Raw genomic sequence first — 19717 nt, forward strand, 5'->3', positions numbered from 1 at the left:
CCGCCGTCTACAGCGGCGCCGATCGCCGGACACGTGAGGAGCCGAAGACCGCCGGCCAGCGAAAACGGCCGTCAGCCGTTACGAGACGTGCGGGAGCACCTCGGCGGCGATCAGCTCCAGGTGCTCCATGTCCTGCAGGTCGAGAATCTGCAGGTAGAGCCGCTCGGCACCCAGCTCGGCGAACTTGCCGATCTTCTCCAGCACCTCGGCGGGGGTGCCGCCGAGGCCGTTCTCGCGCAGCGCGTCGGGGTTCTGCCCGATCGCCGCGCACCGGCGCTCGTACTCGGCCTCGTCGGCGCCGACGACGGTGGTCTGCGCCGCGGACAACCGCACGTTGCGCCCGGTCGCCTCGCACGCCTTCCGTACGCGGTCGAACGCCTCACCGGTCTCGGCCGGCAGGCGGAACGGCACGTTGTACTCGTCGGCGTACGCGGCCACCAGCCGCGGCGTGCGCTTGGCCCCGGTGCCGCCGATGATCACCGGCGGGCGCGGCCGCTGGGCCGGCTTGGGCAGCGCGGGAGAGTCGGCGAGGCGGTAGTAGCTCCCCTCGAAGGAGTACGTCTTCTCCGCCGTCCACAGACCGGTGATGATCTCCAGCTGCTCCTCGAAGCGGCCGAACCGCTCGTTGACGGGCGGGAACGGGATGCCGTACGCCGAGTGCTCCTGGTCGTACCAGCCGGTGCCGAAGCCCAGCTCGACCCGGCCGCCGCTCATCTGGTCGACCTGCGCCACGCTGATGGCAAGCGGGCCCGGCAGCCGGAACGTGGCCGGCGAGACCAGCGTGCCCAGCCGGATCGTGGAGGTCTCGCGGGCCAGGCCGGCAAGGGTGATCCAGGCGTCGGTCGAGCCGGGACCCGGGTCGCCGGGACCGATGCGCTGGTAGTGGTCGGACCGGAAGAACGCGTCGAAGCCCAGCCGCTCGCTGGTCTGGGCCACGGAGAGCAGGTCGTCATAGGTGGCGCCCTGCTGGGGCTCGGTGAAGATCCGCAGCTTCATGACCACATTATCCGCACACAACGGACGTGAACCGGAAAAGGGCCGCGCCACGCCGTACGTGCTTGCTAACGTTCAGCGGCAGCGACGAATCGTAGCCGATCGACCACACGGGGTTGCCCATGTCTCGGCACAGGAGGGAGCCGGGCACGCTCCCGCGCCCGCTCGCCGTTCTCGGGGCGATCGCCCTGGCCGCCGGCACCGCCGCGGCGATCCGCATGCTCCCGGCGGATGCGGAGCCGCGTCCCGCCCGCCCGCCGGCCGCCACGCCGGTCGCCACGCAGGTCGAGCAGCAGCCCCAGGGGGAGGCGTTCAGCGGGTTCGTGGCCTTCGCCGACGCCGCCCGCTCGCCCGCGCTCGACCTGGCGGCCGACTCGCGCCGCACCGGCGTCCGCTCTTACGCGCTCGGCCACGTGGTGGCGGCGACCGGTGCCTGCGTCCCCACCTGGGCTCCCGCTTCCAGCGGCGAGTCACGCGTGGCCATCGGTGGCTCGGCGGCGACTCCGACGGGTGAGCCGGGTGCGACCTCCGGCGGCTCGGCGGCGACTCCGACCGACCGGCCCGGCGTGCCGAATGACGGCCGCAACGGGCGTAGAGGCAAGGGGCGGGCGAAGGGCGGCGTGACGGAACGCGTGCGGAGGCTGCGGGCGGCAGGCGGGGACGCGATGCCGGTGTTCGGCGGCCCGCGCGGCCAGGACCTGGCCGCCGCCTGCGCGAGGCCGGGCGCGCTCGCCGCCGCCTACCGCCGTGTCGTGCGGGCGTTCGACGCGACCGCCGCCGACTTCGAGATCCGCGACAGCGCCGACCGCGCCGCCGTGCTGCGCAGGGCCCGAGCCATCGCGGCCATACAGCGCGAACGGCCGCTGCGGGTCGGCTTCACGCTTCCGCTCGGCCGCGACGGCCTGTCGGCGCAGGACGTCGCCATGCTGCGGGCCACCCGCAAGGCGGGCGCGCAGGTGAGCACGGTCAACCTGCTGACCCCCATCGAGCCGCGCGCCACGTCGGCGGGCGGCCGGCTGGACCTGGTGGCGGTGGGTGTGCGCAAGGCGGCGGGCCAGCTCGCCCAGATCCACGACCTGCCGAGCGCGGACGCGGCGTACCGGCGGCTCGCGCTCACGCTGATGCCGTCGAGCGCGGACGATCTCACCGTCCAGGACGCATGGAGGCTGGTCGCGTACGCCAACCGCCACCGCCTGGCCTGGCTGTCGTTGCGCGGAACCACCCCAAGACCGGGCGTGGCACGCATTCTTTGGCATAACCCGCCCAATAGATAAGATTTCGCTGGCCTGGGAGGTTCCCGGGGGACTTTCGGTCAGCAGGGGAGGGGCGTGATGGGTGCACGTCCCGAGACCGCGAAGAAGATCCTGCTGTACTGGATGGACGGCAGCGTCGGGCTGATGTGCCTGCTTCTCGCGGGCTTCTCGGTGGCCGGCATGGTGAGCGGCTCGCTCGACGCCGTTCGCGGGGTGGCGAGCCTGGTGCTGCTGGTCCCGTACTTCGTGCTCTTCACCATCGTCCTGCACGACGGCTACGACGGACCCAGCAAGCCCACGGTCAAGCTGATGGTGACGGGGCTGCTGGGCGTCGCGCTGCTCATGCTCATCCCCCACGCGGGCGTGTCCGCCGGCATGTGGGTGGACACCGCGACGCTCTGGCTGTCGCTGGCGGCGCTCTATCTGCGGCCGCGCGCCACGTTCTGGCTCGCCGCGGCGGTGGTCGCGGCGATCACCGTGTACGTGGTGCTGGTCACCGGCCAGGCGTGGCCCGGCGTGCTGCTCGGCACGACGTTGTCGGCCGCGGCGGTGATCGTGACCATGCTGTTGTGGCGGTGGCTGTGGTGGGTGATCAGAGACGCCCACCGGGGCAGGGAGGCCAGGGCCAGGCTCGCGGTGGCCGAGGAGCGGCTGCGCTTCGCCCGCGACCTGCACGACCTGCTCGGACACAGCCTGTCGGTCATCACGCTGAAGAGCGAGCTGGCCGCCAAGCTCGCCACCAAGGACCCCGGCAGGGCCGCGTCCGAGATGGCGGAGGTGCGCGCGCTCGCCGGCGAGTCGCTGTTCGAGGTGCAGCAGGCCGTGCACGGCTACCAGGCGCTCGACCTGGACGAGGAACTGGCGGGCGTACGGGCGGCGCTGGAGGCGGCCGGCACCACCTGCGTGATCGAGGCCAAGACCGACGGCCTGTCGCCGGCCGCGCGGACGCTGCTGGCCTGGGCCGTGCGCGAGGGCGGCACGAACATTCTCAAGCACAGCTCGGCCACGCGCTGCGCGATCAAGATCGACGCGGGCGTCCTGGAGATGGTGAACGACGGAGTGACGGCCTCTCCGGCGGAGGCGGGCAGCGGCCTGCGCGGCCTGTCGGAGCGGCTGGTCGCGGCGGGCGGCTCGTTCTCCGCCCGGCCCACCCCTGACGGTGAGTTCGTGCTGCGGGCGGTGGTGCCGGCGTGAACGTCATCGACCGCGTCAGGAACGCGAACCGGCTGACCAAGGTCCGCTGGCTCATCGTCTACTGCACCGACCTCATCCTGATCTTCCCGTTCTTCGGCTACTTCGCTTTCTTCCTGCTCCTGCAGGCGGGAATGGGGTGGCCGCCGATCGCGCTCGGCGCCGTGGCGCTGACGGTCTTCGTCGTGCTCAGCCCGCGGCCGTTCAGGATCGCCGTCAGGGGCGGACCGCGGCCCACCGTCATCCTGGCGGTGACCGGGGTGATCACGATCGGGCTTGTGCTGGGCTTCGCGCAGTTCTGGACGGTGCCCACGTGGCTGGCGCTGATGACGCCGTTCGTCCGCAGGCGCACGCTGTTCATCCTGGTCGGGGCGTCGCTGGTGGCGGTCCCCGGGTGGGCCTGGCTGCTCGACGACTACTCCGTGCTGCCGGCGCTCCTGGTCCTGGGCGTCTTCACGTTGATCTCGGTGGGCGCGGTGTGGGCGAACCTGTGGCTGTGGCGGCTCACCCAGGAGGCCTACGAAGGGCAGGAGGCGATGGCCAGGCTGGCGGTCTCGGAGGAGCGGCTGCGCTTCGCCCGCGACCTTCACGACCTGCTCGGGCAGAGCCTCACCGACGTGGCCCACAGGACCGAGCACGCCCAGCGGACGCTGCTGACGGACAAGGAGGCGGCGGCGGCCGAGATGTTCGAGGTGCGCGACCTGGCCAGGCGCTCGCTGCGCGAGGTGCGCACGGTCGTGCAGAACTACCGGGCCGTCGACCTCGACGAGGTGCTGGCCAGCGTGCGCGCGGTGCTGGAGGCGGCCGACGTGCGCTGCACCGTGCGCGCGGACACCGCGAGCCTGAGCCCCGAGGCCCGTACGCTGCTCGCCACCGTCGTCCGCGAGGGCGCCACGAACGTGCTCAAGCACAGCAAAGCCGAACGTTGCACGATCACGATCGAAGATGGGGTGCTGGAGATGTCCAACGACGGGGTGACGGGGCCGGTCGGCGAGCATGCGCCGAACGGCCTGGCCGGGCTGGCGCAGCGGCTGCGCGCGGCGGGCGGCACCCTGGAGGCCGAGCCCGACCAGTCCGGGCGCTACCTGCTGCGGGCGGCGGTGCCGGCATGACCACGCGCGTGCTGCTCGCCGACGACGAGCACCTGATCCGCGGCGCCATCGCGGCCCTGCTCGACCTGGAGGACGGCATCGAGGTGGTGGCGCAGGTCGGCCGGGGCGACGAGGTGCTGGCGGCGGTCGAGGAGCACCGCCCCGACGTGGCGGTGCTCGACATCGAGATGCCCGGCATGGACGGACTCAGCGCGGCCGAGCAGATCAGCTCCCAATGCAAGATCGTCATTCTGACCAGCTTGGGCAGGCCCGGCTACCTGCGCCGGGCGATGGCCGCAGGGGTGAGCGGCTTCCTGGGCAAGGACGCTTCGGCGGAGGAGCTGGCGATGGCCATCCGCAAGGTGCAGTCGGGCGGCCGCTACCTGGACGCCGAGCTGGCCGCCGCCGCGATGGCCGCCGGCGACAGCCCGCTGACCGAGCGGGAGCGCGACGCGCTGCGGCTGGCGGCCGACGGCGCCACGATCGCGCGCATCGCCGCCGAGCTGCACCTCACCGAGGGCACCGTGCGCAACTACCTGTCGAGCGCGATGACGAAGCTGAACGCCCAGAACCGGCTGGAGGCCATCCGCACCGCCCAGCGCATGGGCTGGCTCTGACGCCCGCGGCACAGGACATCGGAACGCCTCCCGCACAGGACGTCGGGACGGCTTGCCGGAGGACACCGGCCGCGCCGGAGGGGAGGCCCGGCGCGGCCGCCGCGGGCTCAGCAGTCGACGTAGGCGGACCTGCTGCTCGCCTTGTACGAGCAGGAGTCGACCTGCCTGCCCTTCCGGTCGAGCAGGTAGGCGGTGTCCTCGTCGTTGTTCCACACGTACTGCTTGCGGTTCCAGTAGACGACGGCGACGCCGTCGTCGCCCTGTCCGGTGCGCAGGGTGACGCGCTTCTTGGCGCGTAAGACGACCTTGCCGAACTTGTAGGTGTAGCCGCTCTTGTCGCGCACCTTCCACCCCTTGAGGTTGACGGCTCGCCTTGAGGTGTTGAGCAGCGTGATGTACTCGGCGTTCAGCGAGTCGTTGGGGCGCCGGTCGGCGCCGGGGGAGTCGTAGTAGATCTTCACGATCCGTACGGGATGCGGAGCGGTCCGCGCGGCGGCCGGCAGGGCGGTGCCGGCGGCCAGCGTGACGGCGGAGACGAGCGCGGCGACAGCGGGGGCGACTCTCACCAATAGGTCCTCTCGTCATTGATCAGGATGAAGCGACAGAGAGAGGACGGCGGAGCGGCGCGGGTGGTTGGCACGCGCGTTGGAACCGGTCGGCCGGACCCCGTTGAACCGGTCAACCGGAAGCGGCCCTGTCCCACCTGATCGGACGGCATCCCCGGCCCTGAGCGCGTTTCCGGACGCACATCTCGAAAGCGTCACGACTATTGACGGAGCGGACACGCGGATTTTACGTTCGCGGTACTTATCCGGTTCAGCAGCCCCTTTGGGGCCGCTTCTACTGAAGAGTGCATCGCTCCCGGGCTGTTCGACGGGAGCGATCTTCGCACCCGGATGGGAGCGCTCCCAGACAGCGTTTCCTGACGGGCGACTCGGGGTCTCTGACAGGACGTGCATACCTTCGCGCCGCCGCGCGGAGTAAGGAGAGAGACGATGCGTAACCGGGCTCGGATGATGATCCCGCTCGTCGCGGCGGGACTGCTCGCCGCGGCCTGCACCGGAGGCGGAGGCACGCCCGCCCCCTCCGCCCCCCAGGCACAGAGCCAGGGGGCGGTGGCCAGCGCCAACCCCGACCAGCTCCCGCGCAACGAGACCCTCTACACCACGGGCACGCAGTGGGGGCCGCCGGCCAACTACAACCCCATCAGGGAGTGGGACTCCGCGGTCGGCACCAAGGGCCTGGTCTACGAGACGCTCTTCCACTACGACATCAACGCCGCCAAGCTCGTCCCGTGGCTGGCCGAGAGCGGCTCGTGGACCGACGACACCACGTACGAGCTCAAGGTCCGCCAGGGCGTCAAGTGGTCCGACGGCCAGCCGTTCACCGCCAAGGACGTCGTCTTCTCCTTCGAGCTCGGCAAGATGGAGACGATCCCCTACCACCAGCTCTGGGACTGGCTGAAGTCGGCCGAGGCGGTGGACGACCAGACCGTGAAGTTCACCTTCTCCAAGGCCAACTACCAGCAGTGGGACTACATGCTCTACAGCCGGTCCATGGTCCCCGAGCACATCTGGAAGGACCGCTCGGAGTCGGAGGTGCTCGACGGCACCAACGACAACCCGGTGGCGACGGGCGCGTACACGTTCCTGAGCAAGGACCAGGACCGCGTGGTGCTGCAGCGGCGTGACGACTGGTGGGGCAAGACGGCGCTCAACATGGAGCCCAAGCCGCGCTACATCGTCGACATCGCCACCCCCAGCAACGAGGTCGCGATGGGCATGCTGCTGCAGAAGGGCCTCGACCTCAGCAACAACTTCCTGCCCGGCGTGGCCAACCTGGTCAAGGGCAACTTCGGGCTGACGACGTACTACAACGAGCCGCCGTACATGCTGTCGGCCAACACCGCCTGGCTGGTGCCCAACACCACTAAGAAGCCGATGGACGATCCCGCCTTCCGCAAGGCGCTGGCCACCTCCATCGACGTCGGCAAGATCGTCGAGAGCGTCTACGGCAACCTCGTCAATGCCGCCAGCCCCACCGGCCTGCTGCCGCAGTGGGACAAGTTCATCGACAAGGACGTGGTGGCGAAGTCGGGCTTCACGTTCGACACCGGCAAGGCCAAGCAGCTCCTCGCCGACGCCGGTTACAAGGACACCGACGGCGACGGCTTCGTGGAGAACAAGGACGGCTCCAAGATCGACCTGACCATCATCGTGCCGTCCGGCTGGACCGACTGGATGGAGGCGGCCCGGTCGATCTCCGCCAGCGCCAAGAGCGCGGGCATCCAGATCACGCCGGAGTTCCCCGACTTCAACGCGCTGGTCGAGCAGCGCGCCAAGGGCGACTTCGACCTGCTCATCAACAACGAGCGGGGGTTGTCCAACAGCCCGTACACCTACTACGAGTACATCTTCCAGCTTCCCATCAGGAAGCAGCAGAACACGGTCAACTTCGCCCGGTACGAGAACAAGAAGGCCTGGGAGCTCGTCCAGCAGCTCGACCAGGTGAAGACCGACGACATCCCCGGCATGCAGAAGATCATTTCCCAGCTCCAGCAGATCCATCTGGACGACATGCCGGTGATCCCGCTCTGGTACAACGGCCTGTGGGCGCAGCACAGCAACGCCGTGTGGAAGAACTGGCCGTCGTCGGCCGAGGGCGCGCCCAAGACCGGCGCCGTGCTCTGGCGCAACTGGCTGGAGCTCGGCGGTTTCGAGACGCTCACCCAGCTCCAGCCCGCCGGCTCGTGACGAGCTGACCGAGAGAACCTCCCCTGCTCCTCCGCCTCCGCCCCCTCTCATGGGAGGCGGAGGGGCCGCTTTGGAGACACATACCTGTGCGTCGTTACTTCGGCAGGAAACTGCTCATCTACGGACTGACCTTCTTCGTCGCCGTCACGGTCAACTGGATGATCCCGCGCTTCATGCCGGGCGACCCGGTCGCCAGCATGGTCGCACGGGCCAACGTCACCAAGCCCGAGGCCGTCGAGGCCATGCGGGCCTACTACACGAATCTCTTCGGCCTCGACCAGCCGCTCTGGCAGCAGTACCTCAACTTCTGGGGCACGCTGCTGCGCGGCGACTTCGGGGTGAGCATCTGGCTGTTCCCCACCCCGGTCGCCGACGTGATCATGCAGGCGGTGCCGTACACGCTGGGGCTGATCGTCCCGTCGGTGCTGCTCAGCTGGGTGGTGGGCAACCAGTTCGGCGCGTACGCCGCCCGCCGCAAGCTGCTCGACAACACCGTGCTCCCCGTCGGGTACGTGCTGACCGCCATGCCCTACATGTGGCTGGCGGTGCTGCTGGCCTGGGGGCTCGGCGTGCTGCTCGGCTGGTTCCCGGTGGCCGGCGGCTACAGCTTCTCGATGCGGCCCACCTGGTCGTGGACGTTCCTGCTCGACCTGCTGCACCACTGGGCGCTGCCCTTCCTGTCGCTGTTCCTGGTGGCGCTGGGCGGCTGGGCCATCGGCATGCGCAACATGATCATCTACGAGCTCGAATCCGACTACTCCAACTACCTGGCGGCGCTCGGCGCGCCCAGCAGGCTCATCCGCCGCTACGCCTTCCGCAACGCGGTGCTGCCCCAGGTCACCGGCCTGGCCCTGCAGCTCGGCACGCTGGTGGCGGGCGCGCTGGTCACCGAGATCGTCTTCGCGTATCCGGGGCTCGGCAGCCTGATTCTCAAGGCGATCCAGAACAAGGACTTCTTCCTGCTGCAGGGCACGTTCCTGTTCATCGTGCTCGGCGTGCTGATCGCCAACTTCATCATCGACATCGTCTACGTCGTGGTCGATCCGCGGACCAGGGCGGGAATGGCGGGTGCCCAGGCATGAGCGTGATCCAGGACGTCGCGCCGCACGAGGCCGGCGTGCGGCGCGAGGCGCTGCACTTCGCGGTGCGCAACGCCAAGCTCATGGCCGGCTTCGGCATCGTGGCCGCGCTGCTGCTGCTCGGCCTGCTGGGGCCGCTGCTGGTGAGCGGCAATCCCAACGACTACGGCCCGCAGCCGATGAGCCCGCCGAGCGGCGAGCACTGGCTCGGCACCACCACGTTCGGGCAGGACGTGTTCCTGCAGTTCGTGCACGGTCTGCGGGCCACCTTCGTGGTGGGGGTGATCGGCGGCGGGATCGCCGCGGTCATCGGCATGGCCATCGGGTTCGTGGCCGGCGACCGCGGCGGCATCATCGACGAGGTCCTCAACATGCTGACCAACGTCGTGCTGGTCATCCCCACCCTCGCCGTGCTGCTCATCATCAACGCCTACCTGGGCATCCGCAGCGTGGCCGTGCAGGGCCTGTTCATCGGGCTCACGCAGTGGCCGTGGGCGGCGCGGGCGATCAGGGCGCAGACGTTCTCGCTGCGTACCAGGGAGTTCGTGGACCTGGCCAGGATGAGCGGCGCGGGCACCTGGCGGATCATCGTCAGGGAGATCGCGCCGAACATGAGCTCCTACCTGTTCATGACGTTCATCCTGCTGTTCGGCGGCTCGGTGCTGATCGGTTCCTCGCTCGACTTCATCGGGCTCGGACCCACGGAGGGCGTCTCGCTCGGGCTGATGTTGCAGAACGCCCATCAATGGAGCGCGCTGCAACTCGGCATGTGGTGGTGGTTCGTGCCGCCGGGAGCGGCCATCACCGCCATCGTGGGCGCCCTGTACGTGGCCAACGTCGGCCTCGACGAGGTCTTCAACCCGAAGCTGAGGGAGACATGAGCCTGCAGGTCAGCGAGCTGAAGGTGTACTACAGGACGCTCAGGGGCGACGTACGCGCACTCGACGGCATGACCTTCGAACTGCGCGACGGCGAGATCCTCGGCCTGGTCGGCGAGTCCGGCTGCGGCAAGAGCACGCTCGGCAAGTCGCTCATCCGCATGGACGGCCGCATGCGCCGCGTCGGCGGCACGGTCGTGCTCGACGGCCGCGAGCTGCCCATCGACGACGACCGCAAGATGAACGAGTTCCGCTTCCACGAGGTCTCGCTCATCCCGCAGTACGCCATGAGCGCGCTCAACCCCACCCGCAAGATCCGCAAGATGGTCACCGAGCTGCTCGCCTCGCGCGGCGCCACCCTCGACCTGGCCGAGCTGGAACGCCGCATGGACCAGGTGGGGCTGCCCCGCGAGGTGCTCGACCGCTATCCGATCGAGCTGTCGGGCGGCATGAAGCAGCGCATGGTGATGGTCATCTCGACGCTGCTGGACCCGTCCCTGCTGATCGCCGACGAGGTCACCTCCGCGCTCGACGTCTCCACGCAGAAAGCCGTCACGCGCGCCCTGCTCGGCTTCAGGGACAGCGGCTACGTCAAAAGCATGATCTTCGTCACGCACGACCTCGCGCTCACCCACCACCTCGCCGACACGATCATGGTCATGTACGCCGGCCGCCTCGCCGAGAAGGCGCCGTCCGACGTGATCATCAAGTCGCCGCGGCACCCGTACACGAAGCTGCTGCTGGAATCCCTGCCCGAGGTCGGCGTGCGCTACGCCGACCGGCGGCTCGAAGGCATCGCCGGCGCCCCGCCGTCGCTGCTCAACCCGCCCGCCGGCTGCCGGTTCCGCGACCGGTGCCCGATCGCGGGCGAGGAGTGCGCCGAGGATCCGCCGGTGGCCGAGCTCGCCCCCGACCACCACGTAGCCTGCTGGAAGGCCTGATGCTGACACTGCGCGAGGTCACCAAGGAATACAAGATCGGCGCGTTCGGCGGTAAGACCGTCGCGGCCGTCAAGGGCGTGAGCTTCGACGTCGTGCCCGGCGAGGTCGTCTCCCTGATCGGGGAGAGCGGCAGCGGCAAGAGCACGATCGGCCGGATGATCCTCGGGCTCCACCCCGTCACCAGCGGCACGATCACCTTCGACGGGCGGCCGGTGCGGGCGGGCAAGGAGTACTACCGGCACGTGCAGGGGATCTTCCAGGACCCGTTCAGCTCGTTCAACCCGGTGTTCAAGGCGGACCGGGTGTTCGCGATGATCAAGGAGGCGTACTATCCGGGCGTGCCCGCCGCCGAGTGGGCCGAGCGGGTCGAGACGTCGCTGCGCGACGTGCGGCTCAACCCCGCCCAGGTGCTGGGGAAGTACCCGCACCAGCTCAGCGGCGGGCAGCTGCAGCGGCTGCTCATCGCCCGCGCGCTGCTGCTCGACATCAAGCTGCTGGTCGCCGACGAGATCACCAGCATGCTCGACGCCTCCACCCGCATCGACGTGCTCAACCTGCTGGCCGAGCTCAAGACCAGGGGCCTCGGCGTGCTCTACATCACCCACGACCTGTCGCTCGGCACGTACCTGGCCGAGCGGACCGTGGTGCTGCGCAGGGGCAAGGTGGCCGAGATGGGGCCGACCGACGAGGTGTTCGGCGACCCGCTGCACCCGTACACGCGCGAGCTGCTGTCGGCGGTGCCGCGCCTGCACGAGTCGTGGGACGACGCGGTGCCGGTCGACTCCTGCCTCTATCACGAGCGGGGCGGCACGGGCGGCCTGCTTGAGGCCGCGCCGGGGCACTTCGTGGCCTGCGCCGCCCTGCCGTCCTGCCCCTCCGGCGAGGTCTGAGCGGGCCGCGTCAGCCGCGGCGGTGGAAGCGCCGGTGCGCCAGGCTGAAGACCAGCGCGCCCAGCCAGAGCACGAGCAGCGCCTTGAAGACGCCGAAGCCGCCGAAGATCAGGCTGAGGAACAGCAGCATGGTCAGCATCGGCACCAGCGGGTGCGGCCCGCGCCGGTGGCGGCGCATGTGCCCGTGCCAGCCCCGCATGTGGTGGCGCATGTCCCGGTGGGCGTGGCGCATGGCCTCCATCTGCCGGCGGTGCGCGTGCATGGCGGCGTGCCAGTCGCTCATCACGTACGGGCTCGCCGGCTCCTGGTAGGCGGGCCCGTGGGGTGACGGCCGCCCGCCCGGCAGGTCGGCCGTCACCTCGGCGAGCTCGCGAGCGGTTTTGGCGGCCAACGTGCGGTCGAGGCGCTCGTCGAGCTCCTCGTGGGTGAGCCCGCCCTGCGCGAAGTGCTCGCGCAGAGCGGCCATGGTCTGCTCGCGTTCGGCGTCGCCGATGCGGAGATCTCTGGCGTCCATGACGGTTACCTCGCTCTCTCCGTACCGGCTGTCCAGCGCGGCGCCGGCCATCGTTCTCACTCCTCGCCCGGGTCGTCGTCCGCCAGGATCTGGTAGAGCTTGCGCCGGGTCTCAACCAGAGTCTTACGCGCTTCGCGGATTTGTGCGTCGTTTCCGGTCTGGAGAATCTGCATCATGGCGAATGCCGACTGCCGGGTGATGTGCCAGAGATCGGCGGTGTTGTCGTCGATGTCGGGACGCATCTCGTCCCACGGCGCGCGGACCTCGTCGGCGTGCGCCTCGATGTAGTCGCGCCCTTCCTGGGTGAGCCGGAAGGTCTTGCGGCCCTCGTTCTCCTCCGAGATCACCAGGCCCTCGTCGGTGAGCTGCTGGAGCGCCGGGTAGACGGCGCCGGGGCTGGGCTTCCAGCCGCCCTCGCTGCGCTCGGCGATCTCCTGGATGATCTGGTAGCCGTTGCGCGGCTCCTCGGCGAGCAGGGCCAGGATCGCGGCGCGCACGTCGCCCCGCTTGGCCTTGCGGCCGCGGCCGCCGCCCCAGCCGCGCCCGCCCCACGGGCCGGGCCCCCAGGGGCCGCGCCCGAAGTCGAACGGGAACGGGCCGCCTCTGCCGCGATGCCGGTGCTCGTGCGGGCCGCCATGGTGCGGGCCGTGGTGGGGACCGCGGTGCGGGCCGCCCCTGCGCCCGCCGATCTGCTCGAAAGCGTCGGCCATCGCCTGGAACGCCTCGCGGGCCGCGCGCTTGTAGTCGTGCGCGCCGAACCAGGCTCCGCCCGCCGCCATGTGGTGAGTCATATCTCCTCCTATATCGTGACTCAGTCTCGATGCGTCAAAGATATATCGAGAACATGTCGACAGACAAGTCACGGACGGGTGTGAGCCAGATCACGAAAAAGTTGCGGAATCCGGGGAACAGGATCCGGGAAGTCACCGTTGAACCCAGCAGACGAGGTCGTTCCGCGTCGGCAGGGCTGGGGGGTGCTGTCGCCGCGGAGACGACCTCGTCTGCGTTTTCAGGGGTTTCCAGGGTTTTCGAGCGTGCGCGTGCGCGCCACACTCCACTTCCCGCCCGGCGCCGGCGGGCGCGTAAAGAGCCGCTTTGCCGTACAGTCCCGGATCATGATGGGGCACACTCACGCGATGACCGGGGCCATCGCATGGCTGGGGCTGGCGCCGCCGCTCGCCGCGCTCCCGCTGCTGAACGAGTCCACCCGGTGGGTCGAGACCGGCATCATGGCCACCGCGCTCACCCCTGCCGAGCTGATCGCCGGCGCCATCATCTGCGCGGGGGCGGCCATGCTGCCCGACCTCGACCATCCCAGCGCGACCATCGCGCAGACGTTCGGGCCGATCACGTGGGCGCTGAGCAAGCTCGTCTCCTGGCTCAGCGGCGGGCACCGAGGGGCCACCCACTCCCTGCTGTTCGCGGTCGGGCTCGGACTGGGGGCGCACTGGCTGGCCAGCACCTATCCGCTCGGGCGCGACATCATGGTCGTCCTGCTCATCGGGCTCTCCCTGCGGGCCATCGGCGTCGGCATCCCGGGCAACAAGCTCGGCTCCGCGATGATCAACATCGGCCTCACCGCCGGCCTGTACGCGGTCTTCCTCTCGCTCAACGTCGGATACGCCTGGCTCGGCCTGGCCGTCGGCGTCGGCTGCTTCATCCACGTCGTGGGCGACTGCATGACCGAACGGGGCTGCCCGGTGCTCTGGCCGCTGGGGGTGAAGTTCGTGCTGCCGTGGAAGATCGGCATCAAGACCGGCAGGAAGTTCGAGCAGAAGATCCTCGCGCCGATCCTGTCGGTCGTCATCGTCGGCCTGCTCTTCTGGCGGCTTGCGCCCGTTTAACTTGATGTCGAGATATTCTGTAGATATCTTGATGTCGAGACATCCGCCGCGGCCTGCGAGTTAGGCGCACCTAACGTGCTGTCCGCTTCCGCAGTGCGGCAGGATTCTGTCTGAACACCTGTCTATGGAGGAGGCGAATCATCGTGTCCGCGAACAGCTTCGGCAGCCGTGACACGCTCCGCGTCGGCGACGCGTCATATGAGATCTTCCGGCTGGATGCCGTCGAGGGCGCCGCACGTCTCCCGTACAGCCTGAAGATCCTGCTGGAGAACCTCCTCCGCACCGAGGACGGCGCCAACATCACCGCCGACCACATCCGGGCGCTGAGCAACTGGGACCCCCACGCGACCCCGAGCGTGGAGATCCAGTTCACGCCCGCCCGCGTCATCATGCAGGACTTCACCGGCGTGCCCTGCGTCGTCGACCTGGCCACCATGCGCGAGGCCGTGCGCGACCTCGGCGGCGACCCGTCGCGCATCAACCCGCTGGCGCCCGCCGAGATGGTCATCGACCACTCCGTCATCGTCGACTACTTCGGCCACCCCGACGCCTTCCAGCGCAACGTCGAGCGCGAGTACGAGCGCAACCGCGAGCGCTACCAGTTCCTGCGCTGGGGCCAGACCGCCTTCGACGAGTTCAAGGTCGTGCCGCCCGGCACCGGCATCGTCCACCAGGTCAACATCGAGCACCTCGCGCGCGTCGTCATGACCCGCGACGGCAAGGCCTACCCCGACACCTGCGTCGGCACCGACTCCCACACCACGATGGAGAACGGCATCGGCGTGCTCGGCTGGGGCGTCGGCGGCATCGAGGCCGAGGCCGCCATGCTCGGCCAGCCGATCTCCATGCTCATCCCGCGCGTCGTCGGCTTCAAGCTCAGCGGCAAGCTGCCCGCCGGCGCCACCGCCACCGACCTCGTGCTGACGATCACCGAGATCCTGCGCAAGCACGGCGTCGTCGGCAAGTTCGTCGAGTTCTACGGCGAGGGCGTCTCCTCGGTGCCGCTGGCCGACCGCGCCACCATCGGCAACATGAGCCCCGAGTTCGGCTCCACCTGCGCCATCTTCCCCATCGACGGCCAGACCATCGACTACCTGCGCCTGACCGGCCGCTCCGAGGAGCAGATCGCCCTCGTCGAGGCGTACGCCAAGGCCCAGGGCCTGTGGCTCGACCCGTCGGCGCCCGAGCCGGTCTTCTCCGAGTACATCGAGCTCGACCTGAGCACCGTCGTGCCGTCCATCGCCGGCCCAAGCGCCCGCAGGACCGCATCCAGCTGTCGGACGCCAAGGAGACCTGGCGCCGCGACGTTCACAACTACGTCACCGACGATGTGGACGAGGCCTCCGAGGAGAGCTTCCCCGCCTCCGACTCGCCCGCCTCCAACGCCAGCGCCAACGGCCGGCCCCACAAGCCGGTCACCGTGACGCTCGCCGACGGCACGTCGTGCGAGATCGACCACGGCATCGTCTCGATCGCCGCGATCACCTCCTGCACCAACACCTCCAACCCGTACGTCATGCTCGGCGCGGCCCTGCTGGCCCGCAACGCCGTGGAGAAGGGCCTCACCCGCAAGCCGTGGGTCAAGACCTCCCTGGCCCCCGGTTCGCAGGTCGTCACCGGCTACTTCGAGCGTTCCGGGCTCCAGCCGTACCTCGACAAGATCGGCTTCAACCTCGTCGGCTACGGCTGCACCACCTGCATCGGCAACTCCGGGCCGCTGCTCCCCGAGATCAGCGAGGCCATCCAGGCCAACGACCTGGCCGTCACCGCCGTGCTGTCGGGCAACCGGAACTTCGAAGGCCGCATCAACCCCGACGTCAAGATGAACTACCTGGCCTCGCCGCCGCTCGTCGTGGCGTACGCGCTGGCCGGCACCATGGACATCGACCTCAACAACGAGCCGCTCGGCATCGGCAACGACGGCGAGCCGGTCTACCTGCGCGACATCTGGCCGTCGCCGGAAGAGGTCGCCGCCGTGGTCAACTCCTCGATCGGCCGCGACATGTTCGAGCGTGACTACGCCGACGTGTTCAAGGGCGACGAGCACTGGCGCTCGCTGCCGGTCCCGACCGGCGACACCTTCGAGTGGGACCCCGACTCCACCTACGTCCGCAAGGCCCCGTACTTCGACGGCATGCCGGAGAAGCCGGAGCCCGTGCGCGACATCCACGGCGCCCGCGTGCTCGTCAAGGTCGGCGACTCCGTCACCACCGACCACATCTCGCCCGCCGGCTCCATCAAGGTCGGCACCCCCGCCGCCCAGTACCTCCAGGCCAATGGCGTCGAGGTGAAGGACTTCAACTCCTACGGCTCGCGGCGTGGCAACCACGAGGTGATGATCCGCGGCACGTTCGCCAACATCCGCCTGCGCAACCAGATCGCGCCCGGCACCGAAGGCGGCTACACCCGCGACTTCACCCAGCCCGACGGACCCGTGACGTTCATCTACGACGCCTCGGTCAACTACGCCGCCGCCGGCATCCCGCTGGTCGTCCTGGCCGGCAAGGAGTACGGCTCCGGCTCCTCCCGCGACTGGGCCGCCAAGGGCACCGCGCTGCTCGGCGTCCGCGCCGTCATCGCCGAGTCGTACGAGCGCATTCACCGCTCCAACCTCATCGGCATGGGCGTGCTGCCGCTGCAGTTCCCGGAGGGCGCCTCGGCCGCGTCGCTCGGCCTGACCGGCGAGGAGACCTTCGACATCACCGGCGTCGAGGAGCTCAACAAGGGCGGCATCCCGCGCACCGTCCACGTCAAGGCCGGCGACGTCGAGTTCGACGCGATCGTCCGCATCGACACGCCGGGTGAGGCCGACTACTACCGGCACGGCGGCATCATGCAGTACGTGCTGCGCTCGCTGCTCGCCAAGTGACGCCGTAGGAGTGCGGCCCGCAGCGCCGCGGTCGCGGGTGACCACCGGCGTCCGCGGGCCGCACTCACGCGCCTGCCGCTCTTGTCGGGCCGCTGCCCTCGCGGGGGTGTCCGCCCGTGGGGCTCACGGCCTCTCGCGGGCGTGCCTTCGTCAGGGCCACGTGTCCGGGCACGCGTGCCTTGGCGTCGGCCGCGCACGCGTGGCACTCCTTCGTGGGAGTCCGTGACGTTCTTGGGAGCGCGTGACGAAGGACACGGATGCCGGCGGAATGCGGCGGCGCGTACGTGGCGTTGTGCGAGCCGGGCTCACCGCACGTCCGGTGAGACGGACAGCTTCCCGTGTTCCTGTTCCGGTCATGAGCCTGGGCGGGGGACGGGAGCCCTTGGCCGGCGTGCCGGGGGTTGGGCGCGATCCTCACGCGCCCGTCTCGGGGGAACCACCCGAACACATCAAGAGCCGCCCTGCGGGACAATCCCCGCTGGGCGGCTCTTGTGTTCTCCGCGCCCGGCGTGCCGTGCCACCTGTGTCTGGCCGGTCGCGTCGTCAGGAGGAGTCAGGACACCTCGCGGGCTGGAGCCGGCCACGTGTCGCAGGCGGTGGGGAGAGGGTTCGCGTGCCGCGGGCAAGCCGGGCTGCGGGGCGGTGGTCGCGAGGAGCGCGGCGACCGTGCGGTCTCTCTCGTGGTGGTGAAAGCAACGGAGAGTAGCAGTGGTTGACTCGCCTGCATGGCGAATCTGGCATTGGTGCTGATAGTCGGTAGTGTGGCGGTTTTCGTGGGGGCGATCGTCCAAGGGGCCGTGGGGTTCGGGCTCGGACTGGTCGCCGCGCCGCTGCTCACGTTGCTCGCCCCCGACCTCATGCCCGGTGCCGTGCAGGTCGTCAACATGACGTTGCCGCTGTTCACGCTGGCCGTGGAGTGGCGGCGGGTGGACTGGCGAGGGCTCGGGTTCGCGGTGCTCGGGAGACTGCCGGGCAGTGCGCTCGGCGCGATCATCGTCGTCTACGTTTCCGTACACGCCCGGAGCATCTTCGTCGCGGTCATGGTGCTCGTCGCCGTGGCGCTGACGGCGCGGGCCATGAGCGTGCCGCGCAACGCGCTCACCGTCACCTCGGCCGGGTTCGTGTCAGGGGTCACCGGCACCGCGACCGGCATCGGCGGCCCGCCCATCGCGCTCGTCTACCAGAACGCCAAGGGACCGCAGATCCGGGCCACGCTGGCGATGTTCTTCTTCCTGAGCGCCGTCCAGTCGCTGGTCATCCTCGCGATCGTGGACGAGCTGCCGTCCGGGGCGCTGCTGGTGGGCGGGGCGCTGATCGTGCCGATGCTGCTCGGGTTCCTCGTGTCCGGGCCGCTGCGGCGTTACCTCGACGGCGGCAAGGTGCGTACGGCCGTCCTCATCGTGGCGGCGGCCTCGGCGGTCGGCCTGATCGTGCAGAACGTGCTCGGCCAGGCCCTCGCCTGAGCTCCGCCCTGAGCTCCGCCCTGAGCTCCGCCCTGAGCTTCGCGGAGCCCTCTGCGCCCGCCCCGGCCCCAGACGCGGACCGGAACGGGCGCAGCCTCAACGCACGGGCCCTCAAGGGGCGCAGGCCCTCAACGCACGGGCCCTCAACGCGCGGGCCTCAAGGGGCGCAGGTATCAAACCGCACGGGCCCCAAGGCGCAAGCCCCGAAGGCGCCCGCTCAGCGCCGCGGGCTCCCGCGTGCCGTCACTCGCCGCGGCCGGCGACCATCCCGGTGTAGGCGCCGATCACCTTGACCTGGGCGGGGGAGGCGCTCTTGGGCGGGATGTGCGCCGCCACCTGCAGCAGCTCGCCCACCTTCATGTACTTGTAGTACTTGCCCCGCAGCAGGCCGCTGTTCTTCCGGTAGACGTAGTAGCGCTGCGGGCCCTGGTGCACGTCGTACACCTGGGTGCGCGCGAATGTGGTGAAGACGAGCGCGCCCCCGTCGGCCGTGCGCAGCGCGTACGACGGATACTCCTTGGCCGGCGCGACGTGCTCGGTCACCTTGGCGAACTGCCGCATGTTGGCGCGGCTGCTGGCGGCGTCGGTGGTGAGCTCGTCGGAGGCGAAGCGGCTCTTGGCGGCGTTCGAGCCCTTGCCCGTCAGGTGCACCGAGTAGTTCCTGGCGAACTGGGCGGGCGACATGAGCAGGCCGGTCCCGTCGGCCTGGTCCACCTCGGCAGCCGCGCCGGAGGCGTCCTTCTGGATCTTCGGCAGGTCGCCGGCGTCGAGCGCCTCGGAGATGTCGGGGGCATAGACCTGCTTCCACGCGCCGTCCTGGTGTGCGAAGAGCAGGTACGTGGGGTCCTTCGCGGTCTCCTTGGCCCGCTTCCAGTACGCCGTCGCCAGGAACCACCGCTTGGAGGCCGGCGCGACGAACGTGGCCTTGACGTACTCGAACGGCTTGTAGTCGCCCGCCTTGGTGCCCAGCCTGCGCGCCGACAGGTAGCCGGCCTTGTCGATGGCGAGGCTGGAGCCGCCCTCGTACGTGGCCAGCAGCTTGTCGTCGAGCGTCTTGTTGGCCTTGTTGTTGCGCTCGATGTAGTCGGCGATCACCGCCTGGGCCGTCAGCGGCTGCTCGGTCGCGGACGGCGACGGCTTGGGTGTCTGCGACGTCCCGGACGCCTTGGGCGACGCGGTCGCGGACTCCGCCGCCTTCCACGCCGCCGTGGGGTCGAGTCCCGGCAGGCCGGAGCAGCCCGCCACCAGGCATCCGGCGAGCACGCCACCGGCCACGCGTCCGAACCGCTGCACCTTCTCGCACCTTCCGTAAAGCGTCACAAAGTGGCCCAAACCTACCAA

The 19717-nt window shown here is 69.8% G+C and carries 16 protein-coding genes and 1 pseudogene; 12 read left to right on the top strand and 5 right to left on the bottom strand.

What is annotated here, in order from left to right:
- Window positions 1–78 precede the first annotated feature (78 nt).
- Complete coding sequence (locus tag WBK31_RS05235; protein WP_364067305.1) at window positions 79–996, bottom strand: LLM class F420-dependent oxidoreductase; 918 nt, start codon at window positions 994–996, stop codon at window positions 79–81.
- Between the two features lie 119 nt (window positions 997–1115).
- Here WBK31_RS05235 and WBK31_RS05240 point away from each other — a divergent pair, with 119 nt between their 5' ends.
- The 4 genes from WBK31_RS05240 to WBK31_RS05255 are packed head-to-tail and all read left to right on the top strand — an operon-like array spanning window position 1116 to window position 5145.
- The gene (locus tag WBK31_RS05240) at window positions 1116–2267 is read left to right on the top strand and encodes a hypothetical protein (protein ID WP_364067307.1); all 1152 of its coding nucleotides are present in this window, start codon (window positions 1116–1118) and stop codon (window positions 2265–2267) included.
- A 57-nt stretch (window positions 2268–2324) separates the two neighbouring features.
- Window positions 2325–3440, top strand: a complete 1116-nt coding sequence (locus WBK31_RS05245) for a sensor histidine kinase (RefSeq protein ID WP_406674400.1) — start codon at window positions 2325–2327, stop codon at window positions 3438–3440.
- Complete coding sequence (locus tag WBK31_RS05250; RefSeq protein ID WP_406674401.1) at window positions 3437–4549, top strand: sensor histidine kinase; 1113 nt, start codon at window positions 3437–3439, stop codon at window positions 4547–4549. Before WBK31_RS05245 ends, WBK31_RS05250 begins: the two co-directional genes overlap by 4 nt.
- Window positions 4546–5145 carry a response regulator transcription factor gene (locus WBK31_RS05255; protein ID WP_364067313.1) on the top strand — a complete coding sequence of 200 codons (600 nt, stop codon included), beginning with the start codon at window positions 4546–4548 and terminating at the stop codon, window positions 5143–5145. Before WBK31_RS05250 ends, WBK31_RS05255 begins: the two co-directional genes overlap by 4 nt.
- Before the next feature lie 107 nt (window positions 5146–5252).
- On the opposite strand, the gene WBK31_RS05260 is transcribed toward WBK31_RS05255, so the two are convergent.
- Complete coding sequence (locus WBK31_RS05260; RefSeq protein WP_406674402.1) at window positions 5253–5711, bottom strand: lamin tail domain-containing protein; 459 nt, start codon at window positions 5709–5711, stop codon at window positions 5253–5255.
- A 429-nt stretch (window positions 5712–6140) separates the two neighbouring features.
- Here WBK31_RS05260 and WBK31_RS05265 point away from each other — a divergent pair, with 429 nt between their 5' ends.
- The 5 genes from WBK31_RS05265 to WBK31_RS05285 all read left to right on the top strand — a co-directional run bounded on the left by WBK31_RS05265 (window position 6141) and on the right by WBK31_RS05285 (window position 11686).
- On the top strand, window positions 6141–7898 hold the full coding sequence (locus WBK31_RS05265) for an ABC transporter substrate-binding protein (RefSeq protein ID WP_364067317.1): 1758 nt from the start codon (window positions 6141–6143) through the stop codon (window positions 7896–7898).
- An 86-nt stretch (window positions 7899–7984) separates the two neighbouring features.
- On the top strand, window positions 7985–8980 hold the full coding sequence (locus tag WBK31_RS05270; protein WP_364067319.1) for an ABC transporter permease: 996 nt from the start codon (window positions 7985–7987) through the stop codon (window positions 8978–8980).
- On the top strand, window positions 8977–9858 hold the full coding sequence (locus tag WBK31_RS05275) for an ABC transporter permease (protein ID WP_406674403.1): 882 nt from the start codon (window positions 8977–8979) through the stop codon (window positions 9856–9858). The genes WBK31_RS05270 and WBK31_RS05275 overlap by 4 nt, the downstream gene beginning before the upstream one ends.
- The gene (locus WBK31_RS05280; protein ID WP_364067323.1) at window positions 9855–10796 is read left to right on the top strand and encodes an ABC transporter ATP-binding protein; all 942 of its coding nucleotides are present in this window, start codon (window positions 9855–9857) and stop codon (window positions 10794–10796) included. Before WBK31_RS05275 ends, WBK31_RS05280 begins: the two co-directional genes overlap by 4 nt.
- On the top strand, window positions 10796–11686 hold the full coding sequence (locus WBK31_RS05285; RefSeq protein ID WP_364067325.1) for an ATP-binding cassette domain-containing protein: 891 nt from the start codon (window positions 10796–10798) through the stop codon (window positions 11684–11686). The genes WBK31_RS05280 and WBK31_RS05285 overlap by 1 nt, the downstream gene beginning before the upstream one ends.
- A 10-nt stretch (window positions 11687–11696) precedes the next feature.
- Here the strand turns inward: WBK31_RS05285 and WBK31_RS05290 are convergent, their stop codons facing one another.
- Window positions 11697–12251 (bottom strand): DUF1707 domain-containing protein, encoded by a 555-nt coding sequence (locus WBK31_RS05290; protein ID WP_378784499.1) that lies wholly within the window; start codon window positions 12249–12251, stop codon window positions 11697–11699.
- A 5-nt stretch (window positions 12252–12256) separates the two neighbouring features.
- Window positions 12257–12991 carry a PadR family transcriptional regulator gene (locus WBK31_RS05295; RefSeq protein ID WP_364067329.1) on the bottom strand — a complete coding sequence of 245 codons (735 nt, stop codon included), beginning with the start codon at window positions 12989–12991 and terminating at the stop codon, window positions 12257–12259.
- Between the two features lie 327 nt (window positions 12992–13318).
- Between WBK31_RS05295 and WBK31_RS05300 the strand changes: the two genes are divergently transcribed.
- From WBK31_RS05300 to WBK31_RS05310, 3 genes and pseudogenes are all read left to right on the top strand, one after another.
- Window positions 13319–14044 carry a metal-dependent hydrolase gene (locus tag WBK31_RS05300; protein ID WP_406675451.1) on the top strand — a complete coding sequence of 242 codons (726 nt, stop codon included), beginning with the start codon at window positions 13319–13321 and terminating at the stop codon, window positions 14042–14044.
- 137 nt (window positions 14045–14181) lie between these two features.
- Window positions 14182–16913: pseudogene (gene acnA / locus WBK31_RS05305) on the top strand (aconitate hydratase AcnA).
- Window positions 16914–17674: 761 nt separating this feature from the next.
- On the top strand, window positions 17675–18376 hold the full coding sequence (locus WBK31_RS05310) for a sulfite exporter TauE/SafE family protein (RefSeq protein WP_364067331.1): 702 nt from the start codon (window positions 17675–17677) through the stop codon (window positions 18374–18376).
- Window positions 18377–18619: 243 nt separating this feature from the next.
- Here the strand turns inward: WBK31_RS05310 and WBK31_RS05315 are convergent, their stop codons facing one another.
- Entirely contained in the window at window positions 18620–19669 is a 1050-nt protein-coding gene (locus tag WBK31_RS05315; RefSeq protein WP_406674404.1) for a hypothetical protein, read from the bottom strand.
- Window positions 19670–19717 lie beyond the last annotated feature (48 nt).

The organism is Nonomuraea sp. N2-4H (assembly GCF_045291505.1).
GTDB classification, from domain to species: domain Bacteria; phylum Actinomycetota; class Actinomycetes; order Streptosporangiales; family Streptosporangiaceae; genus Nonomuraea; species Nonomuraea fastidiosa.

Coding starts and splice junctions, on each gene's coding strand:
- WBK31_RS05235 (WP_364067305.1), bottom strand. CDS start 996: ATGAAGCTGCGGATCTTCACCGAGCCCCAGCAGGGCGCCACCTATGAC.
- WBK31_RS05240 (WP_364067307.1), top strand. CDS start 1,116: ATGTCTCGGCACAGGAGGGAGCCGGGCACGCTCCCGCGCCCGCTCGCC.
- WBK31_RS05245 (WP_406674400.1), top strand. CDS start 2,325: ATGGGTGCACGTCCCGAGACCGCGAAGAAGATCCTGCTGTACTGGATG.
- WBK31_RS05255 (WP_364067313.1), top strand. CDS start 4,546: ATGACCACGCGCGTGCTGCTCGCCGACGACGAGCACCTGATCCGCGGC.
- WBK31_RS05265 (WP_364067317.1), top strand. CDS start 6,141: ATGCGTAACCGGGCTCGGATGATGATCCCGCTCGTCGCGGCGGGACTG.
- WBK31_RS05275 (WP_406674403.1), top strand. CDS start 8,977: ATGAGCGTGATCCAGGACGTCGCGCCGCACGAGGCCGGCGTGCGGCGC.
- WBK31_RS05280 (WP_364067323.1), top strand. CDS start 9,855: ATGAGCCTGCAGGTCAGCGAGCTGAAGGTGTACTACAGGACGCTCAGG.
- WBK31_RS05285 (WP_364067325.1), top strand. CDS start 10,796: ATGCTGACACTGCGCGAGGTCACCAAGGAATACAAGATCGGCGCGTTC.
- WBK31_RS05290 (WP_378784499.1), bottom strand. CDS start 12,251: ATGGCCGGCGCCGCGCTGGACAGCCGGTACGGAGAGAGCGAGGTAACC.
- WBK31_RS05295 (WP_364067329.1), bottom strand. CDS start 12,991: ATGACTCACCACATGGCGGCGGGCGGAGCCTGGTTCGGCGCGCACGAC.
- WBK31_RS05300 (WP_406675451.1), top strand. CDS start 13,319: ATGGGGCACACTCACGCGATGACCGGGGCCATCGCATGGCTGGGGCTG.